Source organism: Pseudomonas sp. RIT409, from assembly GCF_003052515.2.
In the GTDB taxonomy this organism is placed as follows: domain Bacteria; phylum Pseudomonadota; class Gammaproteobacteria; order Pseudomonadales; family Pseudomonadaceae; genus Aquipseudomonas.
This window is the reverse complement of the sequence record NZ_QARE02000009.1, coordinates 208877-233947: the sequence shown is the minus strand read 5'-3', so window position 1 is coordinate 233947 and position 25071 is coordinate 208877. Positions and strand designations below refer to the sequence as shown.

The following is a 25071-nucleotide window of genomic DNA, read 5'->3' as shown; positions in this document are numbered from 1 at the left end:
AGCAACGCAGCTCGCGGCGTCACGGACGATACCGCTGTGAGCGGGTCGGGCGATCTGCACTTGCCCAAACAGCTGGAGCCCTATCGCAGCGACATCATGGACGCCTCCAACGCCACCGGTGTCCCTGCCAACATTCTTGCGGGCCAGATCTGGGCTGAGTCTCGCGGTCAGCTAGGACAGGACACCACCAACGTCAACGGCAAGACCGACGCGGGCCTGATGCAAGTCAACGCTGACACCTTCGCTGGGCTCAAAAAGGAAAACCCCGATTTGTTGGGCAATGCTGACGTGAACAATGTCCACGACAACATCATGGCGGGCGCGCTGTACATGCGTGACCAGCACCAGGCCTTCGGCGACTGGGGCTCGGCACTGCGCGCCTATAACTCAGGGCCGGACAAAGTGGTCAAGGGTGACCTTGCCAACGTGGGTGGGGTGGGCGATCCCAACTATGTAGACAACGTGATGAATTTTGCCAAGATCATCGAAAGCGGCCAGGGCCAACTGCCAGCCTGATCTTAACCGCTGCCGCACCCGGCAGCGGTCCCACACCCCGCCCAAGCCGCTGATGGCACAAGCAGTGGCTTGGGCTTCTTCATTGTTGCGGCTTCAGCCTGTTCGTCGTTTCAACATGCACTGTCCCAAGTATCGGCAAATCAATCGGTTAACGCATCTTGCTCGTCCGGTTATTACCGGTTTAACACGGCGTGCACTTAATTGAGGCATGTCGAGCGTTGCATTATTACTGAATCGTCAATGGCGTTTTTCGAAGTTGCAGCGGCGGCAACTTGCACAATTGTGCTTTTATTGCGTTCCGACGAACTAATGGGCGGGGTTTCGCTCGAATCTTTCGGTAAGGTATGAAACCCCATTCGGCGGACAACCTGGAATTGCCGGGCACGCCTGGAGAAAGGGTTCTACCCTGAGCAAGTGTGGGCACAAGCCTATCAGGCCAGTGCATTGATCGTGATCGACCACCGGCTGTTCTGGCCGAGTTCGTTAGTTGCAAAAAAACACCTGATTATTGAGTTCAAGTGCATCGTTTTATTGTCGAGTCAGGCAACTATCGGGCCGTGGGCTCGTACCGACCGACATGACATCTGGAGCATCGGTTATGAAAAGACGATTGATAGTGGGCCTCACGGTTTCCGTGCTGGCAGTGGGTGTATCCGTTGCTTTTGCAGCGTCCGACGTCAATGACAGCAAAACGGTCGCCGAATACGGCTCTGAGAAAGTCGGGCCCAACAGGACCGCCTCCGACGGCGCCGATCATGTCGGCGCCAATGCGACAGCGTCCGATGGTTCGGATCGTGTAGGCGCCAACCGTGTAGCGGCCGATGGCGCTGATCGTGTCGGTGCCACTCGGGTGGCAGCGGACGGCGCTGATCATGTGGGTGCTAATTCGGTAGCCGCGGATGGAGCGGATCGCGTGGGTGCCAATCGCGTAGCCGCCGATGGTGCGGATCGCGTGGGCGCCAACCGTGTAGCGGCCGATGGAGCGGATCGCGTCGGTGCCAACCGTGTGGCAGCGGACGGCGCCGATCATGTGGGCGCAAATTCGGTAGCCGCCGATGGAGCGGATCGCGTGGGCGCCAACCGTGTAGCGGCCGATGGTGCCGATCGCGTGGGTGCCAACCGTGTAGCGGCAGATGGTGCGGATCGCGTCGGTGCCAACCGTGTGGCAGCGGACGGCGCCGATCATGTGGGCGCAAATTCGGTAGCCGCCGATGGAGCGGATCGCGTGGGCGCCAACCGTGTAGCGGCCGATGGCGCTGATCGTGTCGGCGCCAACCGTGTAGCGGCCGATGGCGCTGATCGTGTCGGTGCCAACCGTGTGGCAGCGGACGGCGCCGATCATGTGGGGGCAAATTCGGTAGCTGCCGATGGAGCGGACCGCGTGGGCGCCAACCGCGTCGCGGCCGATGGTGCGGATCGCGTGGGTGCCAATCGTGTAGCCGCCGATGGTGCGGATCATGTGGGTGCAAACGCCGTGGCCGCGAATGGTCAGCCTGAACGCGGTTTGGCGTCCGACGGAGCCGACAGGGCCGGTGCCGCGCGTCTGGCCGAGCAGAGTAAAAAACTGGACCACATGAATTTCCGGGAAGTGGCCGGTGAAATGGATTATGACCGTCTGACCAAATAAGCGCGTCGCCAGTGCAACTGAACAGCGCCCTCTGCAGCACAACATCTGCCGAGGGCGTTGCCGTTTTCCGGGCCAGTGCGGGCCGAAGGTGCTAGATTCGCAGTTTTCACCCCGGACAGCCCCCGATGTCGGACCGCACGATTATCACTCCTCCCTTTCAGCAAATTATCGCGGACCGCGCCGGTTACGCCCCGGCCGTCATGGTGGGCGACACGCTTTATTGCGCGGGTCAGGTCGGCCGCACCGCGGACCTTGAGGTGATCCAGGACCCCGAACGCCAGTTTCTCGCTGCGTGGGACAACCTGCGGCAAGTGTTGGAAGCGGGTGGTTGCACCTTCGCTGACGTGGTCGACATGACCACCTATCACGTGAACATGTCCGAGCACATGGCAGTCTTCCGCGCGGTGAAGGACCGAGTTTTTCCGCGCGGCCTGTGTGCGTGGACATGCATCGGCGTGAGCGAGCTGGCTCGCCCGGGGCTGTTGGTAGAGATCAAATGCGTGGCGGTACGGCGTTCGACGTGAAGGGTGGGCGCTGATCGTGAAAGGCTGAACTAACCGTTTTCGCGGCAGGTCGTTTGACAGAGTCTCATACAGCCTGGAGTGTTCCATGAAGCCCTATGTCATCTGCCACATGATGTCCTCACTGGACGGTCACGCCCTCACTGACGGCTGGGACCGTGCCTTCAAAAAGGCCGCGGGCGACCTCTACGAGCGCCTGGCGCAAACGTTCGAATTCGATGCCTGGATCTGCGGCCGCGTGACCATGCAGGAAATCGCCCACGATGAAGGCTACCCCACCGGCCTGGCCAGCTCACCGATTCCACGCACGTCGCACATTGTCGAGCGTAATGCCGAGACCTACGCGATCTCGATCGATCCACAGGGCAAGGTGGCCTGGAAGTCCAACGAGGCGCTGGGCTCCCATGTCGTGGAGGTTCTGACGGAGGCGGTCGCGGACGATTACCTGGCGTACTTGCAATCGGTGGGGGTGTCCTACGTGTTCGCGGGCAAGCAGACGATCGATCTCGCCCAGGCAGTGGAACGCTTGAGCGAGGAACTGGGCTGCCAGCGCTTTATCGTGGAAGGCGGGCCGCATGTCAGCGGATCCTTCGTCAACGCCGGTCTGGTGGATGAGGTCAGCGTATTGGTGTTGCCGCTCATCGATGGCCGTGGCGAGCATCCGGCTTCCTTCGAAGTCTCGCCCCAGGCGTGGCAGCAGGCCGCACACCTGAAACTTACCAGCGCCGAAGTGCAGGAAGGCGGCGCGGTCTGGCTGCGTTACAACTGCGCTTGATTTGCGTGTAACGAGGGCGTCCGGCCAACAGGCGCCGTGCCGACGGCGCCTTGTACCAGGTCGATAAAGGCATTGAGCGCAGGCGAGCGAACACCGCGGCGCCACGTCAACCAAATGTTGAGGTAGCGGAATTCTTCGTTCAGAGGATACGCATTGACGTTACGACTGCCCGGCATGCTTTCCAGCATGCTGCGCGGCACCATCGCCACCCCGGCGCCCGCCGTCACGCAGGCCAGCATTCCATGGTAGGACTCCATCTCGAAAATCTTGCCCGGCGTCGCCATGTCCGCCTTGAACCACGCCTCGAAGTGCCGGCGGTATGAGCAGTTCTGGCGAAAGGCGTAGACCGTCTTGCTGCTGACATCCTGAGCACGGGTTACCGGCATGTGGCTGGCGGCGGTGATCAACAACATCTCTTCTTCGAATAACTCGATCCCTTCCAGATCAGGATGGCGCAGGGGGCCATCGACGAACGCGGCACTGAGCCGGCCGGACAGCACGCCATCGATCATGTCGCCTGACGGGCCGGTGGACAGGTCCAGCTCGACCTTGGGGTAGCGTTGGTGAAAGGCCGCCAGCAGCGAAGGAATCCGCACTGCCGCCGTGCTTTCCATTGATCCGAGGGAAAACACGCCTTGGGGTTCGGAGCCGGACGTCGCCTGTCTGGCTTCCTCGACCAGCTCCAGAATGCGCCGGGTGTATTCCAGAAAGGTCCTGCCAGTGGCGGACAGGCGCAGCCGCAGCTTTTCACGGATGAACAGGTCGACCCCCAGTTCCTGCTCGAGTTGCTTGATGCGGGTGGTCAGGTTCGAGGGCACGCGGTGCAGGCGCTGGGCGGCGGCGGTGATGCTGCCTTCCTCGGCGATGGCTTTGAACAGTTCGAGTTGTGTCAGGTCCACGGGAGATTGCCTTCTTTCTCTTTTAGAGAATGTATTTTTGATAATTATTCATTATCGGAAAATTCTTCCAGAGCCTATCGTGGCGCCAGGACTTCAGCAACGGGCAGCCGCTCGCGGTTGAAGATCAACCCTTATTGGAGGCTATCGCCATGTCCGTACACGCATCGTCGACCCATGCCATCTCCCTGAACCCGGCCACCGGTGAGGTGTTCGCTGAATACCCTTTCGAGCAGGCTGCCGATCTGGAACGCTCGCTGGCGCGCGCTGCGGCCGGTTTCAGTCAGTGGCGCAGGCAACCGGTCAGCACACGCGCCGCACAACTGCGCGCCATCGCCCAGGTGCTGCGTCACAAGGCCGACGCCCTGGCGCGGATGATGACGGCGGAAATGGGCAAGCCTATTGCCCAGGCGCGCGCCGAAGTGGAAAAGACCGCCGTGACCTGCGAGTGGTACGCCGAGCATGGCCCCGCCATGCTGGCCCCTGAAAAGACCCCGGTGGAAAACGACAAGGCTTACATCGACTACCTGCCACTGGGGCCGATTCTGGCGGTCATGCCGTGGAATTTCCCCATCTGGCAAGTCATGCGCAGCGCGATTCCGATGATCCTTGCGGGCAACACCTACGTGCTCAAGCACGCCCCCAACGTCATGGGCAGCGCCTACCTGCTGCGCGAGGCCTGGGCTGAAGCCGGGCTCCCCGAGGGCGTGTTTGAAGTGATCAACGTCGGCAACGAAGGCGTGTCCAGCGCCATTGCCGATCCGCGCATCGCTGCGGTAGCGGTAACGGGCAGCGTCCGGGCGGGCGCTGCCATTGCCGCACAGGCCGGCGCTGCGTTGAAGAAGTGTGTGCTGGAGCTGGGCGGCTCCGACCCGTTCATCGTGCTGGCCGACGCCGATCTGGACGAGGCGGTGAAGGCGGCCACTGTCGGTCGCTACCAAAACAGCGGCCAGATCTGCGTCGCGGCCAAGCGCATCATCGTGGAAGAAAGCGTGTTGCCGGTGTTCACCGAGAAGTTCGTTGCGGCGGTCAACGCACTCAAGGTTGGTGACCCTTTGGATGAAGCGCACTATATCGGCCCGATGGCCCGATACGACTTGCGCGACGAGTTGCACGGCCAGGTCCTCAAGACCCTGGAGGAGGGCGCGACGCTGTTGCTCGGCGGCGAGAAGCTGCCAGGAAAAGGCAACTACTACGCGCCCACTGTCCTGGCGAACGTACGCCCGGGCATGACCTCTTTCAAGGAAGAGCTGTTCGGCCCGGTGGCCTCGCTGATTGCCGCCCGCGACGCCGACCACGCGGTGGCCTTGGCCAACGACAGCGAATTCGGCCTGGCAGGCAGCGTCTGGAGCGCTGACGTGACCAAGGCGCGCGACATCGCGGCTCGGCTGGAAACCGGTGGCGTATTCATCAACGGCTACACCGCGTCCGACGCACGGGTGCCGATTGGCGGCGTGAAGAAAAGCGGTTTTGGCCGCGAACTGTCGCATTTTGGCATTCGTGAGTTCTGCAACGCCCAGACGGTGTGGCTGGATCGTCGCTGATCAGTGGACGCCTCGATCCTGTGTCAGGGCGTCCTTCGATTTTTTTCGACCGGTTGCTTGACTTCCCTTTTTCAATCAGTAAGATAGCTCGCATTCCGCGATAGCTCAGTTGGTAGAGCAAGTGACTGTTAATCACTGGGTCCCTGGTTCGAGTCCAGGTCGTGGAGCCACATAGAAGACGGAAAAGGCCAGCTAAATAGCTGGCCTTTTTTGTGGGCGTCTACCAGCGATTGTCCCTGCGGTAGTCGACGTGATAGTCATGGCCCCGCGGGTGCCAGGCGTGTGGCGGCGGAGGGGGTGGCGGTGCGAACCGGCGTGGCGCGACGGGCACGTAGGCCACCGGCTGATACACCGGCTGGTAACGCGGGCGAGGCCGATAATCCCGATAATCGGGGCGGTGGTGATCATGGCCCGAGCCGCTGATCACCGTGGCCAATACCGCACCCACTGCGGCCCCGGCGATGACCGGCACGACGACGTCGCGATCGGCGGCCGATGCGGCACCCGCAGCGACCAGGCAACCGGACAGGATCAGGGCTTTTGTCATCTTAGAAATCATGGTGTCTCCTCAGGCGAGGTATTGGGTTCGCCATGGAGTCATGAAACCCCGAATCGCTGTAAAGGAACGTCTGCGTTCCGTAAAAGTTGAGTAAAGGGTCAGGATCGACCCCTCCAGGAATATGCCCATGAACGAACAGCTATTGTCCGCCCGCCTCGAGCGCGTTGCGCAGTGCGTGCCAAGGGGCGCGCGCCTCGCCGACATTGGCTCCGACCATGCGTATCTGCCGGTGGCCTTGAAGCGTCGCGGGCTCATCGAAGCTGCCGTGGCGGGGGAGGTAGCGCAGACGCCTTTCGCTGCCGCCCTGCGGACCGTGCGTGATAACGGCCTGGAAGGGACCGTCCGGGTGCGTCTGGCCGATGGACTGGCCGCCATTGAACCGGGTGACGGTATCACCGCCGTCAGCCTGTGCGGGATGGGCGGCGAAACCATTCGCGACATCCTCGACCGCGACCACGAGCGGCTGACCGGCCAGGAGCGCCTGATTCTGCAACCCAATGGCGGCGAGCAGCCCCTGCGCCAATGGCTGATGGATAACTGCTACCGCATTCTTCACGAAGAGGTCTTGCGGGAAAACCGTTTCGATTACGAAATCATCGTCGCCGAGCGCACCGGGCCCGTTCGCTACAGCCCCGAAGCGTTGTATTTCGGCCCGCTTTTGCTGCAATCCCGCCCCGCGGCATTTCTGCTCAAGTGGCAGCGCCTGCTCGAAGGCCGGCAACGAACGCTGGCCGATTTCGCTCGCGCCCGGCGGCCGGTGCCCGGCGAGAAAGTGGACGCCATCGAAAGGGAAGTGCGGTGGATCAGCGACATGCTCGGCGTAGGCAGCACGTCAGGAAACTGAAGGGTCTACAGCGTCATGACCATTTCATGCCAGGCCATGCCGCCATGGTCCGATTCGGAAGGTTTCACGTACTGGTAGCCCATGCGCGCATACAGCTCGACGTGCCGTTCCTTGCACATCAGGTGGATCGTGCGTTTGCCCAGCGCACGCAGGCGCTCGACGAAGGTGCGCATCATCAGGCTGGCGTAGCCTTTGCCTTGATGGGCTGGGTCGATCACCACGGACATGATGACCGCGTTCGGCGCCGCACTGTCATGACCGACCAACTCCTTGAACGCTTCATCGGACATCACTACTTGATGGGCGCAGCCACAATTGATGAAGCCGATGATCTGCCCGGCCAGCTCCATGATCAGAAAACCTTCCGGGTATTGGGCGATGCGGATCGCGATCTTCTCACGGGTGGCGGCTTCATCACCCTCATAGGCCGTGGTTTCGATCTCGAAGCAGCGCTCGACATCGGCCAGGGTGGCGGTGCGAAAAACGGGGGCGGTCATGGCAGTCTCATCGTGCGGGGAGGACGGCATGATAAAAAAAACCGGCTGACTGCGCTGCTTTTTTACGGCGGGGCAGACGCGCGCATTTGTAGTCGATCGCTTGGCCGCTACGAATGGGCCCCCCGTCCGCCGCTTCTGAAGGGGCGTGCCCCTGGGCAGGGGCACGAGAGGGCATCAGTCGATGCGAGGATGCTGCTGTGCCAGTTCCTTGCGCTTGGCCTCCAGTTCGGCGATTTGCGCGTCGATGTCTTCGATCTTCTGCTCGATGTTGTCATGGTGCTCTTGCAGCAGTTCTCGCGCCTCCTGGATATCCGAAGCCGCAGGCGCGGCACCCCGCAGCGGTCGGTTAGCGGTTTCTTTCATGGTGACACCCGTGACCAGGCCGATGACCGCGATGACCATCAGGTAATACGCTGGCATGTACAGGTTATCGGTGCTTTCCACCAGCCACGCCGCGGCCGTCGGGGTCAGGCCAGCGATCAATACCGACACGTTGAATGCGCTGGCCAGCGCGCTGTAGCGAATGTGGGTGGGAAACATCGCAGGAAGGGTGGAGGCCATCACGCCGATGAAGAAGTTGAGCACCACGGCGAGGATCAACAGGCCCGCGAAGATCAAAGCGATCTTGCCACTGATGATCAGCATGAACGCCGGGATCGACAGAACGAACAGCGCGATGCTGCCCACGATAATGAAAGGCTTGCGGCCGATCTTGTCGCTGAGGAAGCCGATCAGGGGTTGAACGAACAACATGCCGACCATGATCGCAATAATGATCAGCACCCCATGGTTCTCGCTGTAATGCAGGTTGTGCGAGAGGTAGCTCGGCATGTAGGTGAGCAGCATGTAATAGGTGACGTTGGTTGCCACCACGATCCCGATGCAGGTCACCAGGCTGCGCCAGTGTTGGGTCGCGACCTCCTTGAACGACACTTTCGGGCCACCGGACAGACCTTCCCGATCGCCTTGTTCCAGCTTGTCGACGTGCTGTTGAAACGCAGGCGTTTCTTCAAGGGCGTTGCGCAGGTAAAGCCCCAGCATGCCCAGCGGCAACGCCAGGAAGAACGGCAGACGCCAGCCCCATTCCTGGAACTGGTCCTCGCCGATGACAGCCGAGATCAGCACCACGACGCCCGCGCCCAGAACGAAACCGGCGATGGAACCGAAGTCCAGCCAACTGCCGAGGAACCCGCGTTTACGGTCGGGGGCGTATTCGGCAACGAAGATCGAGGCACCGGTGTATTCGCCGCCGACCGAAAAGCCCTGGGCCATTTTCGCCAACAGCAAGAGGATGGGCGCCCAGATCCCGATGGACGCGTAGGAGGGAATCAGGCCGATGGCGGTGGTGCTCAACGACATGATCACAATGGTGGCCGCCAGGACTTTCTGGCGACCGTACCTGTCCCCTAGCGCACCGAAGAATACGCCCCCCAGCGGCCGAATCAGGAACGGCACCGAAAAGGTGGCCAAGGCTGCAATCATCTGCACGCCGGGGCTTGCGTCGGGGAAAAACACTTTGCCCAGCACGTAGGCGACGAAGCCGTACACGCCGAAGTCGAACCACTCCATAGCGTTGCCCAATGCTGCGGCGGTGATCGCCTTGCGCATCTTTGCATCGTCGACGATGGTGATGTCTTTGAGCCCAATGGGCTGGACTTTTTTCTTGCCTGATTTCATTCGGGTCACTCGATTGCTGATCGGTATCGCAGGACGTCGATGCTGTCGGTGTGATGGCATCGCTCTTGGTTCAGATACGAAGGGATACAAAAAAATTCAGTATCGCCAGGTTTTTTCCCAGCAGGACCCGCGATGGCGTCCGTCCGTTTGCCCGGTGAACGCAGGGAGACCGGACGCGCATTTGCGTGCCGATCCCGTAGAATCACGGCTTATTCATCGGTTTCTTCAAGGCGGTAGCAGTGGATGTGCAGCAGGGCTTTGTCCTGACCCGACATTGGCGTGACACGGAGGCAGGGACCGAGGTCGACTTCTGGCTGGCCACCGACGATGGGCCACGCCACCTGCGTCTGCCGCCGCAGACATCGACGGCGTTCATTCCAGCGGTGCATCGCGAGCGGGCCGAAGCCGTGCTGCGCCAGGAACGCCACGTCGAACTCAAGCCGCTGGAACTGTGTGATTTCCGCCATCGGCCGGTGCTGGGGCTCTACACCCGGCAGCACCGGCAATTGATGAACCTGGAAAAGGAACTGCGCAAGGCCAGTGTGGACGTGTACGAAGCCGATGTACGGCCTCCCGAGCGCTACCTGATGGAGCGTTTCATCACCGCACCCGTGCAATTCAGCGGTCAACCGGATGCCAGCGGCGTTTGGTTCAATGCGCACCTCAGGCCCGCACCGGATTACCGACCCAAGTTGAAACTGGCCTCACTGGACATCGAAACCACCGAGCGTGGCGAGCTGTACTCCATCGCCGTGGAGGGCTGCGGCCAGCGTCAGGTGTACATGCTCGGCCCGCCCAATGGCGATGCGTCGGGCGTGGACTTCTTGCTGGAATACTGCGACAGCCGAGCCGCGCTGCTAGAGCGCCTCAACGGCTGGATGGCACGGCATGATCCCGACGCAATCATCGGCTGGAATGTGGTGCAGTTCGATCTGCGGGTGCTGCATGAACATTCCCGACGCCTCAATGTGCCGCTGCGCCTGGGGCGTGATGGCGAGGCCATGGGCTGGCGGGAGCACGGTCAGGCCCATCATTACTTCGCCTCGGCGGCGGGACGGTTGATCATCGACGGCATCGAGGCGCTACGCTCGGCGACCTGGAGTTTTCCTTCGTTCAGCCTGGAAAACGTCTCCCAGACGCTGTTGGGCGAGGGCAAGGCAATCGACAACCCCTACCAGCGCATGGACGAAATCAACCGCATGTTCGCTGAGGACAAGCCTGCGTTGGCCCGCTACAACCTCAAGGATTGCGAGCTGGTCACCCGGATTTTCGAAAAGACCGAACTGCTCACGTTCCTGCTCGAACGGGCCACGGTGACCGGATTGCCCGCCGACCGCAGCGGCGGCTCGGTCGCTGCCTTCGAGCATCTGTACCTGCCGCTGATGCACCGTCAGGGCTTCGTCGCCCCCAACCTCGGCGAGCGCATGCCCGAAGCGAGCCCCGGCGGCTTTGTCATGGACTCTCGCCCCGGCCTCTACGAATCGGTGCTGGTGCTGGATTACAAGAGCCTGTATCCCTCGATCATCCGCAGTTTTCTGATCGACCCGGTTGGATTGATCGAAGGCTTGAAGCACCCCGACGACAGTGAATCGGTCGCCGGATTTCGCGGCGGCCGTTTTTCCCGGACCCGGCATTGCCTGCCTGCCATCGTCGAGCGCGTGGCGCAGGGGCGCGAAGCCGCCAAGCGGGAGCGCAATGGGCCACTGTCTCAGGCGCTGAAGATCATCATGAATGCCTTCTATGGCGTCCTGGGCTCCAGCGGGTGTCGTTTCTTCGATACCCGTCTGGCTTCATCGATCACCATGCGTGGCCACCAGATCATGCGCCAGACCCGTGAACTCATCGAGGCCCAGGGCTACGAAGTCATTTATGGCGACACGGATTCCACTTTCGTCTGGCTCAAGCGCCCCCATGGCCAGGACGAAGCCGCGCAGATCGGCAAAACCCTGGTGCAGGGCGTCAATGACTGGTGGCGCGAGCACTTGCGCGCCGAGTTCGGCCTGCAGAGCGCCCTGGAGCTGCAGTTCGAAACACACTTCAAGCGCTTTCTGATGCCGACCATCCGTGGCGCGGAGGAGGGCAGCAAGAAGCGTTACGCCGGGCTGGTCACCCGCGCCAACGGCGAAGACGAAATGGTCTACAAAGGCCTTGAAAGCGTGCGCACCGATTGGTCACCGCTGGCCCAGGCCTTTCAGCAGGAATTGTACAAGCGCATTTTTCAGCGCCGCCCTTACCAGGATTACGTCCGCGACTACGTGCGCAGGACGCTGGCGGGGGAGATGGACGACCAGTTGATCTACCGCAAACGCCTGCGCCGTTCCCTCGATGATTACGAACGCAATGTGCCACCTCACGTTCGCGCGGCTCGCCTGGCCGATGACTACAACCGTCGCCAGGGCCGCCCGCTGCAATACCAGAACCGCGGCTGGATCAGCTACGTGATCACTGTGGCCGGTCCTGAGCCGTTGGAATGCCGCAGTGCACCGATCGATTACGACCACTACATCACGCGCCAACTGCAGCCGATCGCCGACGCGATACTGCCCTTCGTCGACGACAACTTCACGACCTTGATTGGCGGCCAGATGGGGTTGTTCTAAGCAAGCGCCTGGCCTGCGGGGCGGTGTCGCTTCATGCTCCATGGACAAGCGCAGCCGAAAAATTTTCGAGTGGCCAACGAGGGGCGCTCATGCCTCGGGAGGCTGCGCGCCAGAGCCTTCCAAGCGATTCGACAAGCGATTGCCACCGGTCGCTTGTTTTAAACTGCCCTTCGTCATTTTCCGGACAATAAATCTCAGGTGTCTCGATCAGCTTAGCCTAGCTCTGACTTTTGATTTTTATTGGCTTTTGATGCCAAGACCCACAAGTTCTTGGTGCTCCTGCTCCTGCTCCTGCTCCTTGTGATGGTCTAATGAAACCGGACACCTATATAGGCGAGAGTGTTCGCCAGATAGAGGTGTCTGATGACCAAACAACGTCGTTCCTTTTCCGCTGAATTCAAACGCGAGGCCGCAGGAGTCGTACTCGGTCAAGGCTACAGCCATATCTAGGCCTGCCGTTCGCTCGGGGTCGTTGAGTCCGCGTTGCGCCGTTGGGTTGATAAGCTTCAGCAGGAGCGCACCGGCATTATTCCGCAGAGTAAAGCGCTGACGCCAGAGCAGCAGAAAATCCAAGAATTGGAAGCTCGAATCGCTCGACTTGAGCGAGAAGTCCATTTAAAAAAGGCTACCGCGCTCTTGATGTCGGAAGAGCACGGGCGTACGCGCTGATTGATCAACTGAGCACTCGGCAGCCGCAGCATCGTCTCGATCATGCAGGAAGATGGCGAGCACATTGGCCGTTTCAAGGTACGTGGCTTGATGCGAGAGCTGGGATTGGTCAGCAAACAACCGGGCTCGGATGCTTGTAAAAAAGCGACGGTGGAGCGACCAGATATTCCGAATATTTGAATCGAGAGTTCAATGTTCCCGCGCCCAACCAGGTTTGGTGCGGCGACATCACTTACATCTGGGCACAAGGGAAATGGCATTACCTGGCCGTAGTTATGGATATCTTCGCGCGCCGAGTGGTGGGCTGGGCCTTGTCGAGCAAACCGGATACGGATCTGGTGATCAAGGCGCTGGATATGGCCTATGAGCAACGCGGTAAGCCCCAAGGTCTGCTGTTCCACTCGGATCAGGGGGCCCAATATGGTAGCCGACAGTTTCACCAGCGGCTCTGGCGGTATCGCATTCGCCAGAGCATGAGTCGCCGTGGCAACTGCTACGACAACTCGCCGATGGCGCGAGTATTAAAAACCGAGTGGGTACCGACTGTGGGATACATGGCTGCCCAGGAAGCTCAGCGGGACATCAGATCATTATCTGATGCATCGCCACGACTGGATTAGGCCACATCAGTTCAATAACGGACTGCCACCAGCTCAGTCCTAAAAAAGACTTAATGTCGTGTCCGGGATCAGTTGACCACTACAATTGTGAATCAAAAACACCGCCTATGAGCGTGTTTCCTCAGATGAGTGGGTAACGCTCAGAGCGTGGATTTGGAGAGGGTGTGTAAGGTGCCTTTCGGATACGGCTCAATACACGCGTGTTCTACGCGTCTCAATTGGAGATCGGCTAGCGGCGATCTTAAATATTCTTGGATCCTATTTTGTCACTAATTAATGGCTAAGTGGTATCATCTGGTGCGTATCTGCCCTTGCACTTGAAAATAAGTCGCATGAGCGAGCACTTTGGTATGGCGAGGACTGGAATACGGGATGGGGCGATGAGGGATCCAGAAGGAAGTGCCAGCGCTGCTGGCTATGGCTATCAGTACGAACGTGCTCTTTACCGCATCTACACTGCTCCAAACGCACAGACATGGTTCGGCATCGAAACGGCTGACGATGTGGAAGAGATCAGCCAGACCTCATCCGGGTCACGTCGGGTTTCGGAGCAAGCTAAGCTGTCGGTTCAGCCGCGCAAGAACCCCCTACAGGACAGCAGTCAAAACCTCTGGAAAACTCTACGGATTTGGTTGGCCGGGATGGCTGAGGCCCGCCTGAAATATGATCACTTGGAGTATTTACTGGTGACCAATAAAGTCCTGAAAAAGGGCACTTTGGTCATGCGGTTGTCGGAGGCTCAGTCAAAGGACGAGATTGCTCAGGTACTCATCGATTTACGAACTCAAGCTCACGGGATGACGGGGAAGGGCGGTGAGATTGCAAAGGAAGTAGCGGCATATTCTGATGCTGACCTGGAATTTCTGATTGGGCACATGCGCGTCGAGGATGGTCAGTTCAATGCGCAGATGAAGGAGCGGATCATCTCCTCGCTGCATCTGCCAGAAGATGCCCTTGCGTGCAGCGAATCGATCTATTCGGGATTGGTGGGGTTCCTGTTCACCCAGTGCCAGGAAACATGGAAGTCCCGTGGACAATTCTGGACGTGCGCTCAACCGTTTTATAACCATCGCCAGGCTTTGGTTAACAGGTTTCTGGATGGCCCATGGGAGCCCATGCCATTCGAGGAAACCAAGTTTGCAGAATGGGCGGAAAAAATTGATCCCTCTGACATGCGCTTCATGGCACAACTCGACAAGCTGAGTGTGCCTGGCGATCTGCTTATGGAGCAGTTCAGTTACTTCTGCGCCGCCTACTCAGAGCGGGTTCGACTGCTTGAGTCGGGACGTGTGTTGCTCAGTGATTTCGACAAAGCTGAAGGTGTTTTGAGCGATCGATGGAAATCGATTGGCAGTGCTCACCGAATCGTATCCAGCAAGACTCTCGACCAGTTCGACATCTCGGATTACAACGCTGTCCTGGCCAAGACGCTGTTCCCGGAAACGTTTCCGATGAAAGTCGGGCGGATGAGTTCGTCGGCGAAATACCTTTTTTGTGGGACGTACCACAGGATGGCAAATGCGGTGGAAACCCTATCGCCTATTCATTGGCACCGCGACGTTTCGGCAGGTGACGCATGAGTGAGCCTTACCTAGATCGCCAATTGATTCATAACTCATCACTGGCTTGCTTTCTCCTCGCGCACTTCATCGAGCAATACCAGGACGCAGCCTCTGGCCAACCTCCCGATCTACCGAAGTTGATGCTCGTGCTTCCGCTGACCTGGAGTGAACGATCGCGCGAGGCACTCAGCAAGCGCAATTCCCGATCAACGATCGCGAATGTGATGAGGGAAGCTCCCGTATTGAAGATTGATCTTGCGCAGCGAGTAACGGGGCACATGCCTACCACGCTGCAAGGTCTCAACCTCGCGGTGTCCTCACGTTTGGTTGGCAAGATTGGTAGTGGTGACGTGGCGAGCTTTCAATCACTGGCGGATCGTTGGCCAAGGGGTATTCGGAACACTATTCCTACCGCGATGCTTAAGACCGTCGAGAAGTTGGCTAAATGGTTCGCTGCGGAGTCCACCGAAAATCTGTACAAGCTCTTGTTTGGAATTCCTAATGAAATTCACAATTGACGCTGTAGTCCTCTGGCCTCGTTTTCAGGGCATGGAGCCACGAGTCATTCCCTTCGTTGAAGGCAAAATCAACATCATTCACGGGCTGAGCGGCACGGGTAAGTCGTCGATTGTCCACATCATCGACTACGTCCTCGGTGCGAAGAAATGCCAGATCCCAATCGGGATCATTCGAGACACCGTCGAATGGTTTGGCCTCAAAATCCGCATCCTGGACGCGACGCATATCGTTGCTCGGCGCACGCCGGGTTCTTCTCAGGCATCCAGCGACTTCTTCATGCTCGTCTCTGAAGAAGGAGACATTCCCGAAACCGTTACCAGGACTCATACCCAAAGTCAGTACCAGGCAGCATTCAACGCCATGGTAAGGGTGAGTGACCTGCCACATTCAGATGATGAGGAACCGTCCAACTTCGACCGACGCAGCACGTATCGTGATATGGCAGCGTTCAATTTTCTTCCGCAGCACATTGTCGCGAACCCCAACACATTGTTCTTCAAAACCGACTCCTTTGCGCACAAGGAACGCTTAACTCGTGCGATGCCCTACGCCTTGGGGATGGTCGACGCTAACTACGTGATGAACGCGCGCCGCCGAGAAGAGGCCCAAAGGGAACAGGACAAGCTGCGTAAACTGATGGACGTGCATGCCGCCGCGAAGGCAAGTCATCACGCTGATGTCGACCAGCTGTTTGATCGATGTGTTCAGCTTGGATTGCTATCGAATGCCAACGCGTCGATGAACGCTGAGAAGGTGATGCAGCTCAAACGCATACTGTCTGCAACCCATGAGGGTCGGTTGGAACAGACCCTGTTAGAGCCTCAGCGTCTTCACATCTCCCAAAAACTCAAGGAGGTGATAGAAGCGGTCGGTAAGCAGCAAGGGGTTGTCGACGAGCTTGATACACAGATCGACGGTTTCTCTCATCTTGCACGTACTAGTCAACGTTTCGTTGCAGCGATCGATACCGAAAAGTCTCATGTGATCGGGCTCGAATGGCTAAAAGAGAGTGTCGCTGACGGCGGGCACTGCGTCGCCTGTGGCTCCTTTACCAATGCACTGCCTGTTGTGATCGAAAACCTCGAAACGAGGGTCAACAAGGTCACTCGAATCTCAGATGCACTGAAGGACAACCCGGTCGTCGATCAGCAACTTGCGGTTCTCAAGCGCAAGCGTGCGAAAGAAGAGCGCGAACTATCTTCGCTGCTTAAGGAGCGAAATCGGCTGATCCAGGACGATGAGCGTACTCGCGATGCGATCGGCCAGATCTATTTTGTAGCGGGCGAGATCAGCAGGCTCGTCAAGCAACTGGACGGATCCACCGCCGATGAAAATCTTCTGAAACGTCTTGCTGAGCTAGACAAGATCATCAGGGATTACAGCGATGCCATGTCAGCTACCCACTTGGCTGAGCAGGAGCGAAAAGTTGATCGTCAGCTCACCCCGATGATCGAGGAGTACGCTGACAAATTTGGTCTGAATGGCACCCCGGATTCTCGGATTCTGCTGGACAGAAAAGAGCTCACACTGCGCTTCGACTCCGACGACAGAAGGGATTTTCTCTGGGAGATTGGCAGTGGTGCGAACTGGATGGGGTACCACATCGCGACTTTTCTTGGCATCCATGAATACCTATCACGAGAAGAGAACAGGAACCTGCCTCCTTTCAGTTTCATCGTGATTGACCAGCCGAGCCAGGTGTACTTTCCAAGTAACTCCGGTGGCTTCAACGCCCTAGATGATGGCTTTGAGGCAATCAGCAAGGCGCGCCCCGCAGACGTAATTGCCACTCGACGAATCTTCGAGGTGCTTTCCGAAGGGTTGAAACGTGCGGGGCATTTCGTCCAAATCATTGTGCTGGAGCACGCCGGGCCTGATATCTGGGGAGAGGTTGAGCACACAGTGGAGGTCGAGGCCTGGGAGCGCCGAGGTGATGGTTTGATCCCGGCTCATTGGATTAATGCCGCCTGATACCGGCGCGTAGTTGTATATGCGGGTCGTGAGTATCGCGTTAGGGCACGTGCGATTTAGCGACTAAACACGTGTCCAGTCTTTTAGGTACCACTCGTGTCGCGCCAGCTTGATTGCGCTCATGTGAAAGGCCTTTGAAGAATTGCCAGCCCAGCCAGAGCCTTCGGAGCGATCCGAAGAGCGACTGCCACAGGTCGCCTTTTTTAATTAGGTGCGCGCAAGCGCTTGCGTGAATCGTTTCAGCTCTTCTATTGTGTTTCAACGTACTTCCCGAGAGCGGCCTCTGCACGCGGTGCACGAGGCGGCCCAGGCATAAAAACAAGAGCCTCGGAGACACTGATGAACAGCCCATACGCTGTGCCGCCCGTTACAGGCATGCTCGTTGACGCCCCCTCTCCATCGATTGCGCAGGGGCGACCATGAGCGCCGTCCTCGCTGAACCCCTCGATCCCGTGCTGGAAATGAAGGCCATTTCCAAGACCTTCAACGGCCTGCGCGTGCTCAAGGAAGTCTCGTTGAAAGTCTATGCCGGTGAAGTCCATGCGCTGATGGGTGAAAACGGGGCGGGCAAATCCACCTTGATGAAAATACTCTCCGGCGCTTATCAGGCCGACACGGGAGGGCAGATCCGTATTGCCGGCAATGACCTGTCGGCCTTCGACCCGCTGACGGCCAAGGCGCAGGGTGTTGCGGTGATCTACCAGGAACTGAGCCTCTGCCCGAATCTCAGCGTGGCGGAAAACATCTATCTGGGCCGCGAACTGCGCCGCGGGTGGAGCATCGATCGCAAGGCGATGGAGGCCGGCTGCGTCGATGTCCTCGTGCGCTTAGGGGCGGATTTCAAGCCGTCCACCAAAGTCAGCCTGTTGTCCATCGCCGAACGCCAGTTGGTGGAGATCGCCCGGGCCTTGCATGCGAAGGCGAAAATCCTGGTCATGGACGAGCCGACCACCCCGCTGTCATCCCGCGAAACGGACCGCTTGTTCGCGTTGATCAAGCAACTGCGCGATCAGGGGCTGGCGATCATCTACATCAGCCATCGCATGGCCGAGATTTATGAGCTGTCCGACCGCGTTTCTGTCCTGCGTGACGGCGAGTACGTCGGCATGCTGCGTCGCGACGAGCTGTCTGCCGAGGCGCTGGTGAAAATGATGGTGGGCCGCGACCTGTCCGGGTTCTACAAAAAAGAGCACGCGCCTTACGATCCCGGTGAAGTGGTGATGCGGGTCCGCGATATGGCGGACGGCAAGCGCGTCAAGCCCTGCAGTTTTGACCTTCACGCCGGCGAGGTGCTGGGCATAGCGGGGCTGGTCGGAGCAGGGCGCACGGAGCTGGCGCGGCTGATTTTCGCGGCCGATCCGCGCCGCTCAGGGACCCTGGAAGTTGCGGGCAAACCGGTGACGGACCTGCACACCCCAGCGGATGCCATTCGCGCGGGAGTGGTCTACCTCACCGAAGACCGCAAGGCGCAAGGGCTGTTTCTCGACATGAGTGTGCGCGACAACATCAACGTCTGTGCCTGTGTGCCGGATGCCCATGCCGCGGGCGTGCTGGACCGTGGCAAAGGCGCGCAACGGGCCGCGGAGGCTATCCGTTCGCTGTCGATCCGGGTGGCGTCGGGCAAGGTCAATGTCGGTGCGCTGTCCGGCGGCAATCAGCAGAAGGTGCTGCTGGCGCGACTGCTGGAAGTGAAACCTCACGTGCTCATCCTGGACGAGCCCACGCGTGGGGTGGACATCGGCTCCAAATCGGAAATCTACCGCATCATCAACGAACTCGCGAAAGCCGGGGTGGGCATTGTGGTGATCTCCAGCGAGTTGCCGGAAATCATCGGCACCTGCGACCGGGTGTTGGTCATGCGCGAAGGTCAGTTGGTGGCGGAAGTCGGCGGCGCTTCGGGGCAGGCGATTTCCCAGGAGCGGATCATCGACCTGGCCACGGGCGGCCAGGCTGCGCAACCGGGTTCCGACGCCATCGGCGCTGCGATATGAAGGCCTGAACCTCAACGACAATAATAAGGAGCCTGGACGATGAGTCTGCCTCTGCAAAACTCGCCCGCCGTCGCCGCGATCAGTAAGCGCGAGCGTATGCGTGACCTGATGCGCACCTTGGGTATGTTGCCGGTGCTTGTATTGCTGGTGCTCGGTTTCGCGCTGATGACCGACAGTTTCATGACCTGGCAGAACCTGTCGATCATCACCCAGCAGGCTTCGGTCAATGTGGTGCTGGCGGCGGGAATGACGTTTGTGATACTCACCGCCGGTATCGACCTGTCGGTGGGGGCAATTCTCGCGGCCTCGGCGGTCGTGGCCTTGCAAGCCTCGATGTCGCCGCAGTGGGGCATGCTGGGGATCTTCGCCGGGGTGGGCTTCGGTTTGCTGCTGGGGTTGGTCAATGGCGGGCTGATCGCCTTCATGCGCTTGCCGCCCTTCATCGTCACCCTGGGTGCGCTCACCGCCATGCGAGGGCTGGCCCGATTGCTGGCGGACGACAAGACGGTGTTCAACCCCGACCTGCCGTTCGCCTTCATCGGCAACGATGCATTATTCGGCGTGCCCTGGCTGGTGGTGATCGCCGCAGCGGTCATCGTGATTTCCTGGTTCATCCTGCGGCGCACGGTCATGGGCGTGCAAATCTATTCGGTGGGCGGCAATCCTGAAGCCGCCCGTTTGTCCGGTATCAAGGTGTGGAAAGTCCTGCTGTTCGTCTACGCCGTTTCAGGTGCACTGGCGGGGCTCGGTGCCGTGATGAGCGCATCGCGCCTGTTCGCGGCCAACGGCCTGCAGCTCGGGCAATCCTATGAGCTGGACGCCATCGCTGCGGTAATCCTCGGCGGCACCAGCTTCACCGGGGGCGTGGGCACCATCGGCGGCACCTTGATCGGGGCGCTGATCATTGCCGTGCTGACCAATGGCCTGGTGCTTCTGGGCGTCTCGGACATCTGGCAGTACATCATCAAAGGCATCGTGATCATCGGCGCGGTGGCGTTGGACCGCTATCGCCAGTCCGGTGCACGAACCTGAGGGCCTGCCGCTGAGCACCGTGGCGCCTTGATGGAAAGGCTCCGCCACACCGATCACGAACTGGATACCCGTTGAACGCGTCAATCACAAGAGAGAAAACATGAACGTCAAACGCCTATTCCCCACTGCCGTATCGTTGTGTCTGGCTGCACTCGTGGCCCAAAGTGTCGAGGCCCGCGAGCTGAAATCCGTGGGCATCACTCTGGGTTCGCTGGGCAACCCCTATTTCGTGACCCTGGCCGAAGGCGCGAAAGCCAAGGCGCTGGAGATCAACCCGCAGGCCAAGGTGACGTCGGTTTCGGCCGATTACGACTTGAGCAAACAGTTTTCCCAGATCGACAACTTCATTGCGGCAGGCGTCGACCTGATCCTGATCAACGCAGTGGACCCGAAAGCCATCGCTTCGGCGGTCAAGAAAGCGCAAGCCGCGGGTATCAAGGTGGTCGCCGTCGATGTCAGCGCTGCCGGGGTGGATGCCACGGTGCAGACCGACAACGTCGAGGCGGGCAAGCTGGCGTGCCAGTTCATCGTCGACAAGCTGTCGGGCAAAGGGAACGTGATCATCGAGAACGGCCCGCAGGTCACTGCAGTGACCGACCGGGTCGCCGGTTGCAAGTCCGCGTTCGCCGCCGCTCCGGACATCAAGATCCTGTCCGATGACCAGGACGCCAAGGGCTCCCGCGACGGCGGCCTGAACGCCATGCAGGGTTATCTGACCCGCTTCCCGAAAATCGATGGCCTGTTCGCGATCAACGATCCGCAAGCCATTGGCAGCGACCTGGCGGCCCGCCAGCTCAAACGCAGCGCAATCATCATTACATCGGTCGATGGCGCACCGGACATCGAACACGCCCTGAAGTCCGATTCGCTGATTCAGGCCTCCTCCAGTCAGGACCCTTGGGCCATGGCGCAGCAGGCGGTGGTGATCGGCAATGACCTGCTCAATGACAAGCCACCGGCACAAGCGGTGACCCAACTCACGCCGAAGTTGATCACCCGTGACAATGTCGGCACCTACACCGGTTGGTCGAGCAAACGCTGAAGCGCCATGCCGAGGGAGTGTACGCCGTGGTCAAGATGGAGGACGTGGCGCGCCGCGCGCGGGTGTCGACCTCGACCGTGTCCCACGTGCTCAACGGCACGCGCAAAGTCAGCGCGCAAACGGTGGACGCGGTGCAGCAAGCGGTGCGGGAGTTGGGTTACATCCCCAACACCCTCGCGCGCTCGCTGGCCCGTTCGCGCACTTACACCCTCGGCGTGGCGATTTCGGCGCTCTCCAACCACTACTTCAGCGAGACCGTCCACGCCATCGAAACCGAATGCGCCCGGCACGGCTTGATGATGCTTTTCGCCGACACCCACGATGACCCCGTGCAGGAATTGCGCGTGGTGGAAGCGCTGCATCACCGCCGGGTCGACGGCATTCTGTTGGCACCGTCCAGCGATCCAGAACGGGCAGCACTCGGCTACCTGCGGACCCATGCCATTCCCACAGTGCTGGTGGACCGGCTGGCGGCGGAGGGCTTCGATCAGGTGGGGGTAGAGAACCGCGCGTCGACCCAGGCGCTGGTGACGCATCTGATCGGCCACGGTCACCAGCGCATCGGCATGATTGCCGGGCACCGTGGCCTGAGCACCACCGAAGAGCGCATCGAGGGGTATCAGCAGGCGCTGTCGGACGCGAACCTGAAGTTCGACGACCGCCTGCTGGTCAACGGCCAGTCCAATAGCGAATCGGCGCGCCGGGCGGCCCTGAGCTTGCTGGCATTGCCGGTGCCGCCGACGGCGATCATGGCGGCCAACAACCTGATGACCATCGGCGCCATGCAGGCCCTGCGAGAAGCCGGTGTACAGGTGCCGGATCAGATGGCGCTGGTCGGCTTCGACGACTTCGACTGGGCGGATTTCTTCCTGCCGCGCCTGAGCGTGATCGCTCAGCCGGTGAAGGCCTTGGGCGAGCGGGCGGTGCAATTGTTGTTGCAGCGCATCGACGACCCCGACGGTGAGCGCCAGTCTGAACGCCTGCCCGCCACGCTGCGCATCCGAAATTCGTGTGGATGCCCCTTCGGCGTCCCGTTGAAAGGAATTGAACCGACATGAGCGACGCCGTTTCGCTGGGCATCGATCTGGGCACCTCCGAACTCAAGGCGATTCTGCTCGACAGTCACGGGCACGTACTGGCAAAAGCCGGTGCTGGGCTGACCACGGCTCGCCGTCAACCGGGCTGGTCCGAACAGGATCCGCTCCACTGGTGGCAGGCCTGCACCGATGCGCTTGAGCGCCTGCGCAGCGACGCCCCCATGGCGTGGGCCCGGATCGCTTGCATCGGCCTCTCGGGGCAGATGCACGGCGCGGTGCTGCTCGATGCCGAAGGGCAGGTCCTTTACCCTGCGGTGCTCTGGGATGATTCACGCGCCGTTGAAGAGGCCGAGCAGCTGAACCGCGACTTTCCCGGCTACGCGCAGGTGACGGGCAGCCTGGCCATGGCCGGCCTGACGGCACCCAAGCTGGTGTGGCTCAAGCAGCACGCGCCAGCGGTGTTCGCCCGCGTTGATTGCGTGTTGTCGCCCAAGGATTACCTGCGCCTGCGGTTGACGGGAGCGCGAGCCAGCGATGTCTCCGATGCCGCCGGCACACTGTGGTTGGATGTGGCCAATCGCACCTGGTACGAACCGATGCTGCGCGCCTGCGGCCTCACCCTCGCGCAGATGCCTCGCCTGCTGGAAGCCAGCGAGCCGGCGGGGTGCCTGACGTCCGAAGCGGCCCAGGCGCTCGGGCTACCTCGGGACCTTGTGGTGGCGACCGGCGGCGGCGACAACCCGGTCGCGGCGGTCGGCATTGGCGCAATCCGCGCAGGCGATGCCTTCATTACCCTGGGGACCAGCGCCGCGCTGGTGGCGATTACCGAGCACCCCGCGGGTAACCCGGCCCGTGCCGTGCACAACTTCTGCCATGCGCTGCCGGACCGCTGGTACACCATGGGGGCGATGTTGGCAGGAGCCAGTTGCCTGCGCTGGGTCACCCGCCTGCTGGGCCAGCCGGATGAGCGCGTGCTGCTGGAGCAGGTCCGCGCGGCCTTGCCGCTCGATCGGCCAGTTCCCTTGACGCACCCCTTGTTTCTGCCGTATCTCGCGGGCGAGCGAACGCCACACAACGATCCGCTGTTGCGTGGCGGCTTCATGAACCTCGGGCACGACTGCACCCCGGCGATGCTCGGCTACGCCGTGCTGGAGGGGGTGGGCTTCGGGCTGCTGGACGCGATGAATGCGGTGTTGTCGGCGGGGGCCACCGTCAACGCCTGTGCGTTGGTGGGCGGGGGCGCACGCAGCGATTACTGGGCACAGTTGTTGGCCAACATTGTGGATCGCGAAATCTTCACCTTGCAGGGCAGCGAACTGAGTGCCTGCATTGGCGCCGCGCAGTTGGGATTGCTGGCCATCGGTCACTCCGAGGAACGCCTGTCGGCAGGGCTGCCGATCCAGGCCCGCTTCCAGCCAATGCCCGCCGTGCAGCCGGCCTTGCAGGCGCGGTATGCGAAGTTCCGCAGCTTACTGAGCGCAGCCCGGGGGCTGCATGAATGACGGGCGCGTGCCCCTATAGACTCACTCAGGCGAGGGCCTATCAGGGCCTCAGCCGCCGCGTGCCAGCCCCATCTGATCGGCAATTTCATTCCAGAGGTGCATCGCCACATAGGCCCGCCATGGCTTCCAGCTCTGCGCGTGCTTGAGTTGGTCGGCCTTGCGGGTCAGTTCGGGCATCCGCCGCGCGATGGCCTGCATGAGCACCAGATCGGTGGCAGGCCAGGCGTCGGCGTCACGCCAGGCGCGCATCGCGGCGTATTCGACGGTCCAGGGGCCAATTCCCGGCATGTCGAGCAGTTGCCTGCGAAGCGTCGCGATGTCGGGCTCGTCGTTATCGATGTCCACCTCACCGTCGGCCACGGCCTGGGCAAAACGTTGCAGCGTGGCGACGCGTTTGCCCGGCATGCCGATCTTGTCGAGGTTCACCTGCGCCAAGGCATGCGGTGTCGGGAAATGCCACGGCGTCAGGGGGTGAGAGGGCTCAGTCGCAGCGGTACCGGCGCGTTGCACCAGGCGGCCAACGATGGTCGTCGCCGCTTTGACGCTCACCTGCTGCCCGACGATGGTTCGCACCACCATTTCGAACCCGGACCAGGCGCCGGGGACGCGCAGCCCTGGCGCATTGTCGAGCAGCGAGGCGAGCCATGGGTCCTGCGTCAGGCCTTGCCGGACAGCGTCCGGGTGCGTCTTGAGGTCAAACAGGCGAACCAGGCGTGGCGTCATCCGGTCCAGATGATGCCGCGCCTCACCCTCGACTCGCACGATCAGCACGTCGCGCTGCGGATCACGGCGTACGCTGAGCAAGCCGGTCGCATCGTCGACCTTCACAGTCCGGTAGTACACCTGTTCATGCACTGCTTCTACGCCGCCGGTGGCCCGGCCGCTGAAAAATCGCAGCATTCGGGTCCAGTCGAATGGTGGGATGAATTCGAGCTCAAGCTCGTCATAAGCGGCAGCGGCGGCAAGTGTCATCACATCCTCATGGAAAAGCACGGCTTGGGGGAGCAGGGTAGCGCATCGAGCCACCGTTTGAAGCCGTTCCACGCAGCGTGCGCTCACTGCGCGGCTGG

The 25071-nt window shown here is 60.6% G+C and carries 19 protein-coding genes, 1 tRNA gene and 2 pseudogenes; 17 read left to right on the top strand and 5 right to left on the bottom strand.

The annotated features are described in order from the left end of the window. From DBP26_RS14085 to DBP26_RS14070, 4 genes and pseudogenes are all read left to right on the top strand, one after another. Positions 1-516, top strand: a 516-nt coding sequence (locus tag DBP26_RS14085) for a lytic transglycosylase domain-containing protein (protein ID WP_146752952.1), incomplete at its 5' end; no start/stop codon positions are given. Positions 517-1624: 1108 nt separating this feature from the next. After that, a pseudogene (locus DBP26_RS27490) lies at positions 1625-1918 on the top strand (hypothetical protein); the annotation flags it as partial. A gap of 350 nt (positions 1919-2268) precedes the next feature. Further along, entirely contained in the window at positions 2269-2667 is a 399-nt protein-coding gene (locus DBP26_RS14075) for a RidA family protein (protein ID WP_108240497.1), read from the top strand. An 85-nt stretch (positions 2668-2752) separates the two neighbouring features. Then, on the top strand, positions 2753-3439 hold the full coding sequence (locus DBP26_RS14070; protein WP_108240498.1) for a dihydrofolate reductase family protein: 687 nt from the start codon (positions 2753-2755) through the stop codon (positions 3437-3439). Here the strand turns inward: DBP26_RS14070 and DBP26_RS14065 are convergent. Beyond that, entirely contained in the window at positions 3424-4338 is a 915-nt protein-coding gene (locus DBP26_RS14065; RefSeq protein WP_108240499.1) for a LysR family transcriptional regulator, read from the bottom strand. The genes DBP26_RS14070 and DBP26_RS14065 overlap by 16 nt on opposite strands. A gap of 149 nt (positions 4339-4487) precedes the next feature. On the opposite strand from DBP26_RS14065, the gene DBP26_RS14060 reads away from it, so the two are divergent. Both DBP26_RS14060 and DBP26_RS14055 read left to right on the top strand, forming a co-directional pair. Then, positions 4488-5879 carry an aldehyde dehydrogenase family protein gene (locus tag DBP26_RS14060; RefSeq protein WP_108240500.1) on the top strand — a complete coding sequence of 464 codons (1392 nt, stop codon included), beginning with the start codon at positions 4488-4490 and terminating at the stop codon, positions 5877-5879. Between the two features lie 94 nt (positions 5880-5973). After that, a tRNA-Asn gene (locus tag DBP26_RS14055) sits at positions 5974-6049 on the top strand. Between the two features lie 50 nt (positions 6050-6099). On the opposite strand, the gene DBP26_RS14050 is transcribed toward DBP26_RS14055, so the two are convergent. Then, positions 6100-6438, bottom strand: coding sequence for a hypothetical protein (locus DBP26_RS14050; protein ID WP_108240501.1), 339 nt, complete (start codon positions 6436-6438; stop codon positions 6100-6102). 127 nt (positions 6439-6565) lie between these two features. Between DBP26_RS14050 and DBP26_RS14045 the strand changes: the two genes are divergently transcribed. Next, positions 6566-7282 (top strand): tRNA (adenine(22)-N(1))-methyltransferase TrmK, encoded by a 717-nt coding sequence (locus DBP26_RS14045; RefSeq protein WP_108240502.1) that lies wholly within the window; start codon positions 6566-6568, stop codon positions 7280-7282. A gap of 5 nt (positions 7283-7287) precedes the next feature. Here DBP26_RS14045 and DBP26_RS14040 read toward each other — a convergent pair whose 3' ends face one another. Beyond that, positions 7288-7779 carry a GNAT family N-acetyltransferase gene (locus tag DBP26_RS14040; RefSeq protein ID WP_108240503.1) on the bottom strand — a complete coding sequence of 164 codons (492 nt, stop codon included), beginning with the start codon at positions 7777-7779 and terminating at the stop codon, positions 7288-7290. Between the two features lie 174 nt (positions 7780-7953). Then, on the bottom strand, positions 7954-9456 hold the full coding sequence (proP, locus tag DBP26_RS14035) for a glycine betaine/L-proline transporter ProP (RefSeq protein WP_108240504.1): 1503 nt from the start codon (positions 9454-9456) through the stop codon (positions 7954-7956). A gap of 239 nt (positions 9457-9695) precedes the next feature. On the opposite strand from proP, the gene DBP26_RS14030 reads away from it, so the two are divergent. From DBP26_RS14030 to xylB, 10 genes and pseudogenes are all read left to right on the top strand, one after another. Next, entirely contained in the window at positions 9696-12056 is a 2361-nt protein-coding gene (locus DBP26_RS14030; protein ID WP_108240505.1) for a DNA polymerase II, read from the top strand. Positions 12057-12419: 363 nt separating this feature from the next. Further along, a pseudogene (locus DBP26_RS14025) lies at positions 12420-13388 on the top strand (IS3 family transposase). 337 nt (positions 13389-13725) lie between these two features. Continuing rightward, positions 13726-14925: an ABC-three component system protein gene (locus DBP26_RS14020; protein ID WP_108240515.1), complete on the top strand. Its 1200-nt coding sequence runs from the start codon at positions 13726-13728 to the stop codon at positions 14923-14925. Beyond that, positions 14922-15425 carry a three component ABC system middle component gene (locus DBP26_RS14015; protein WP_108240506.1) on the top strand — a complete coding sequence of 168 codons (504 nt, stop codon included), beginning with the start codon at positions 14922-14924 and terminating at the stop codon, positions 15423-15425. Before DBP26_RS14020 ends, DBP26_RS14015 begins: the two co-directional genes overlap by 4 nt. Beyond that, positions 15409-17397 (top strand): DUF3732 domain-containing protein, encoded by a 1989-nt coding sequence (locus DBP26_RS14010; RefSeq protein WP_108240507.1) that lies wholly within the window; start codon positions 15409-15411, stop codon positions 17395-17397. The genes DBP26_RS14015 and DBP26_RS14010 overlap by 17 nt, the downstream gene beginning before the upstream one ends. Positions 17398-17816: 419 nt before the next feature. Continuing rightward, on the top strand, positions 17817-19388 hold the full coding sequence (locus DBP26_RS14005; protein ID WP_256601426.1) for a sugar ABC transporter ATP-binding protein: 1572 nt from the start codon (positions 17817-17819) through the stop codon (positions 19386-19388). Positions 19389-19427: 39 nt separating this feature from the next. Beyond that, positions 19428-20420 (top strand): ribose ABC transporter permease, encoded by a 993-nt coding sequence (locus tag DBP26_RS14000; RefSeq protein ID WP_108240508.1) that lies wholly within the window; start codon positions 19428-19430, stop codon positions 20418-20420. 100 nt (positions 20421-20520) lie between these two features. Then, positions 20521-21462, top strand: a complete 942-nt coding sequence (locus DBP26_RS13995) for an ABC transporter substrate-binding protein (RefSeq protein WP_108240509.1) — start codon at positions 20521-20523, stop codon at positions 21460-21462. Between the two features lie 26 nt (positions 21463-21488). Next, on the top strand, positions 21489-22520 hold the full coding sequence (locus tag DBP26_RS13990; RefSeq protein ID WP_108240510.1) for a LacI family DNA-binding transcriptional regulator: 1032 nt from the start codon (positions 21489-21491) through the stop codon (positions 22518-22520). Continuing rightward, complete coding sequence (gene xylB / locus DBP26_RS13985) at positions 22517-24001, top strand: xylulokinase (protein ID WP_108240511.1); 1485 nt, start codon at positions 22517-22519, stop codon at positions 23999-24001. The genes DBP26_RS13990 and xylB overlap by 4 nt, the downstream gene beginning before the upstream one ends. 48 nt (positions 24002-24049) lie before the next feature. Here xylB and DBP26_RS13980 read toward each other — a convergent pair whose 3' ends face one another. Continuing rightward, positions 24050-24973 carry a DNA-3-methyladenine glycosylase gene (locus DBP26_RS13980; protein ID WP_108240512.1) on the bottom strand — a complete coding sequence of 308 codons (924 nt, stop codon included), beginning with the start codon at positions 24971-24973 and terminating at the stop codon, positions 24050-24052. Between the last annotated feature and the right edge of the window lie 98 nt (positions 24974-25071).

Bases quoted from the DNA above. Each gene is read 5' to 3' on its own strand.
- DBP26_RS14075 (WP_108240497.1), top strand. From the start codon at position 2,269: ATGTCGGACCGCACGATTATCACTCCTCCCTTTCAGCAAATTATCGCG.
- DBP26_RS14070 (WP_108240498.1), top strand. From the start codon at position 2,753: ATGAAGCCCTATGTCATCTGCCACATGATGTCCTCACTGGACGGTCAC.
- DBP26_RS14060 (WP_108240500.1), top strand. From the start codon at position 4,488: ATGTCCGTACACGCATCGTCGACCCATGCCATCTCCCTGAACCCGGCC.
- DBP26_RS14050 (WP_108240501.1), bottom strand. From the start codon at position 6,438: ATGATTTCTAAGATGACAAAAGCCCTGATCCTGTCCGGTTGCCTGGTC.
- DBP26_RS14045 (WP_108240502.1), top strand. From the start codon at position 6,566: ATGAACGAACAGCTATTGTCCGCCCGCCTCGAGCGCGTTGCGCAGTGC.
- DBP26_RS14040 (WP_108240503.1), bottom strand. From the start codon at position 7,779: ATGACCGCCCCCGTTTTTCGCACCGCCACCCTGGCCGATGTCGAGCGC.
- proP (WP_108240504.1), bottom strand. From the start codon at position 9,456: ATGAAATCAGGCAAGAAAAAAGTCCAGCCCATTGGGCTCAAAGACATC.
- DBP26_RS14020 (WP_108240515.1), top strand. From the start codon at position 13,726: ATGAGGGATCCAGAAGGAAGTGCCAGCGCTGCTGGCTATGGCTATCAG.
- DBP26_RS14015 (WP_108240506.1), top strand. From the start codon at position 14,922: ATGAGTGAGCCTTACCTAGATCGCCAATTGATTCATAACTCATCACTG.
- DBP26_RS14010 (WP_108240507.1), top strand. From the start codon at position 15,409: ATGAAATTCACAATTGACGCTGTAGTCCTCTGGCCTCGTTTTCAGGGC.
- DBP26_RS14005 (WP_256601426.1), top strand. From the start codon at position 17,817: ATGAGCGCCGTCCTCGCTGAACCCCTCGATCCCGTGCTGGAAATGAAG.
- DBP26_RS14000 (WP_108240508.1), top strand. From the start codon at position 19,428: ATGAGTCTGCCTCTGCAAAACTCGCCCGCCGTCGCCGCGATCAGTAAG.
- DBP26_RS13995 (WP_108240509.1), top strand. From the start codon at position 20,521: ATGAACGTCAAACGCCTATTCCCCACTGCCGTATCGTTGTGTCTGGCT.
- xylB (WP_108240511.1), top strand. From the start codon at position 22,517: ATGAGCGACGCCGTTTCGCTGGGCATCGATCTGGGCACCTCCGAACTC.
- DBP26_RS13980 (WP_108240512.1), bottom strand. From the start codon at position 24,973: ATGACACTTGCCGCCGCTGCCGCTTATGACGAGCTTGAGCTCGAATTC.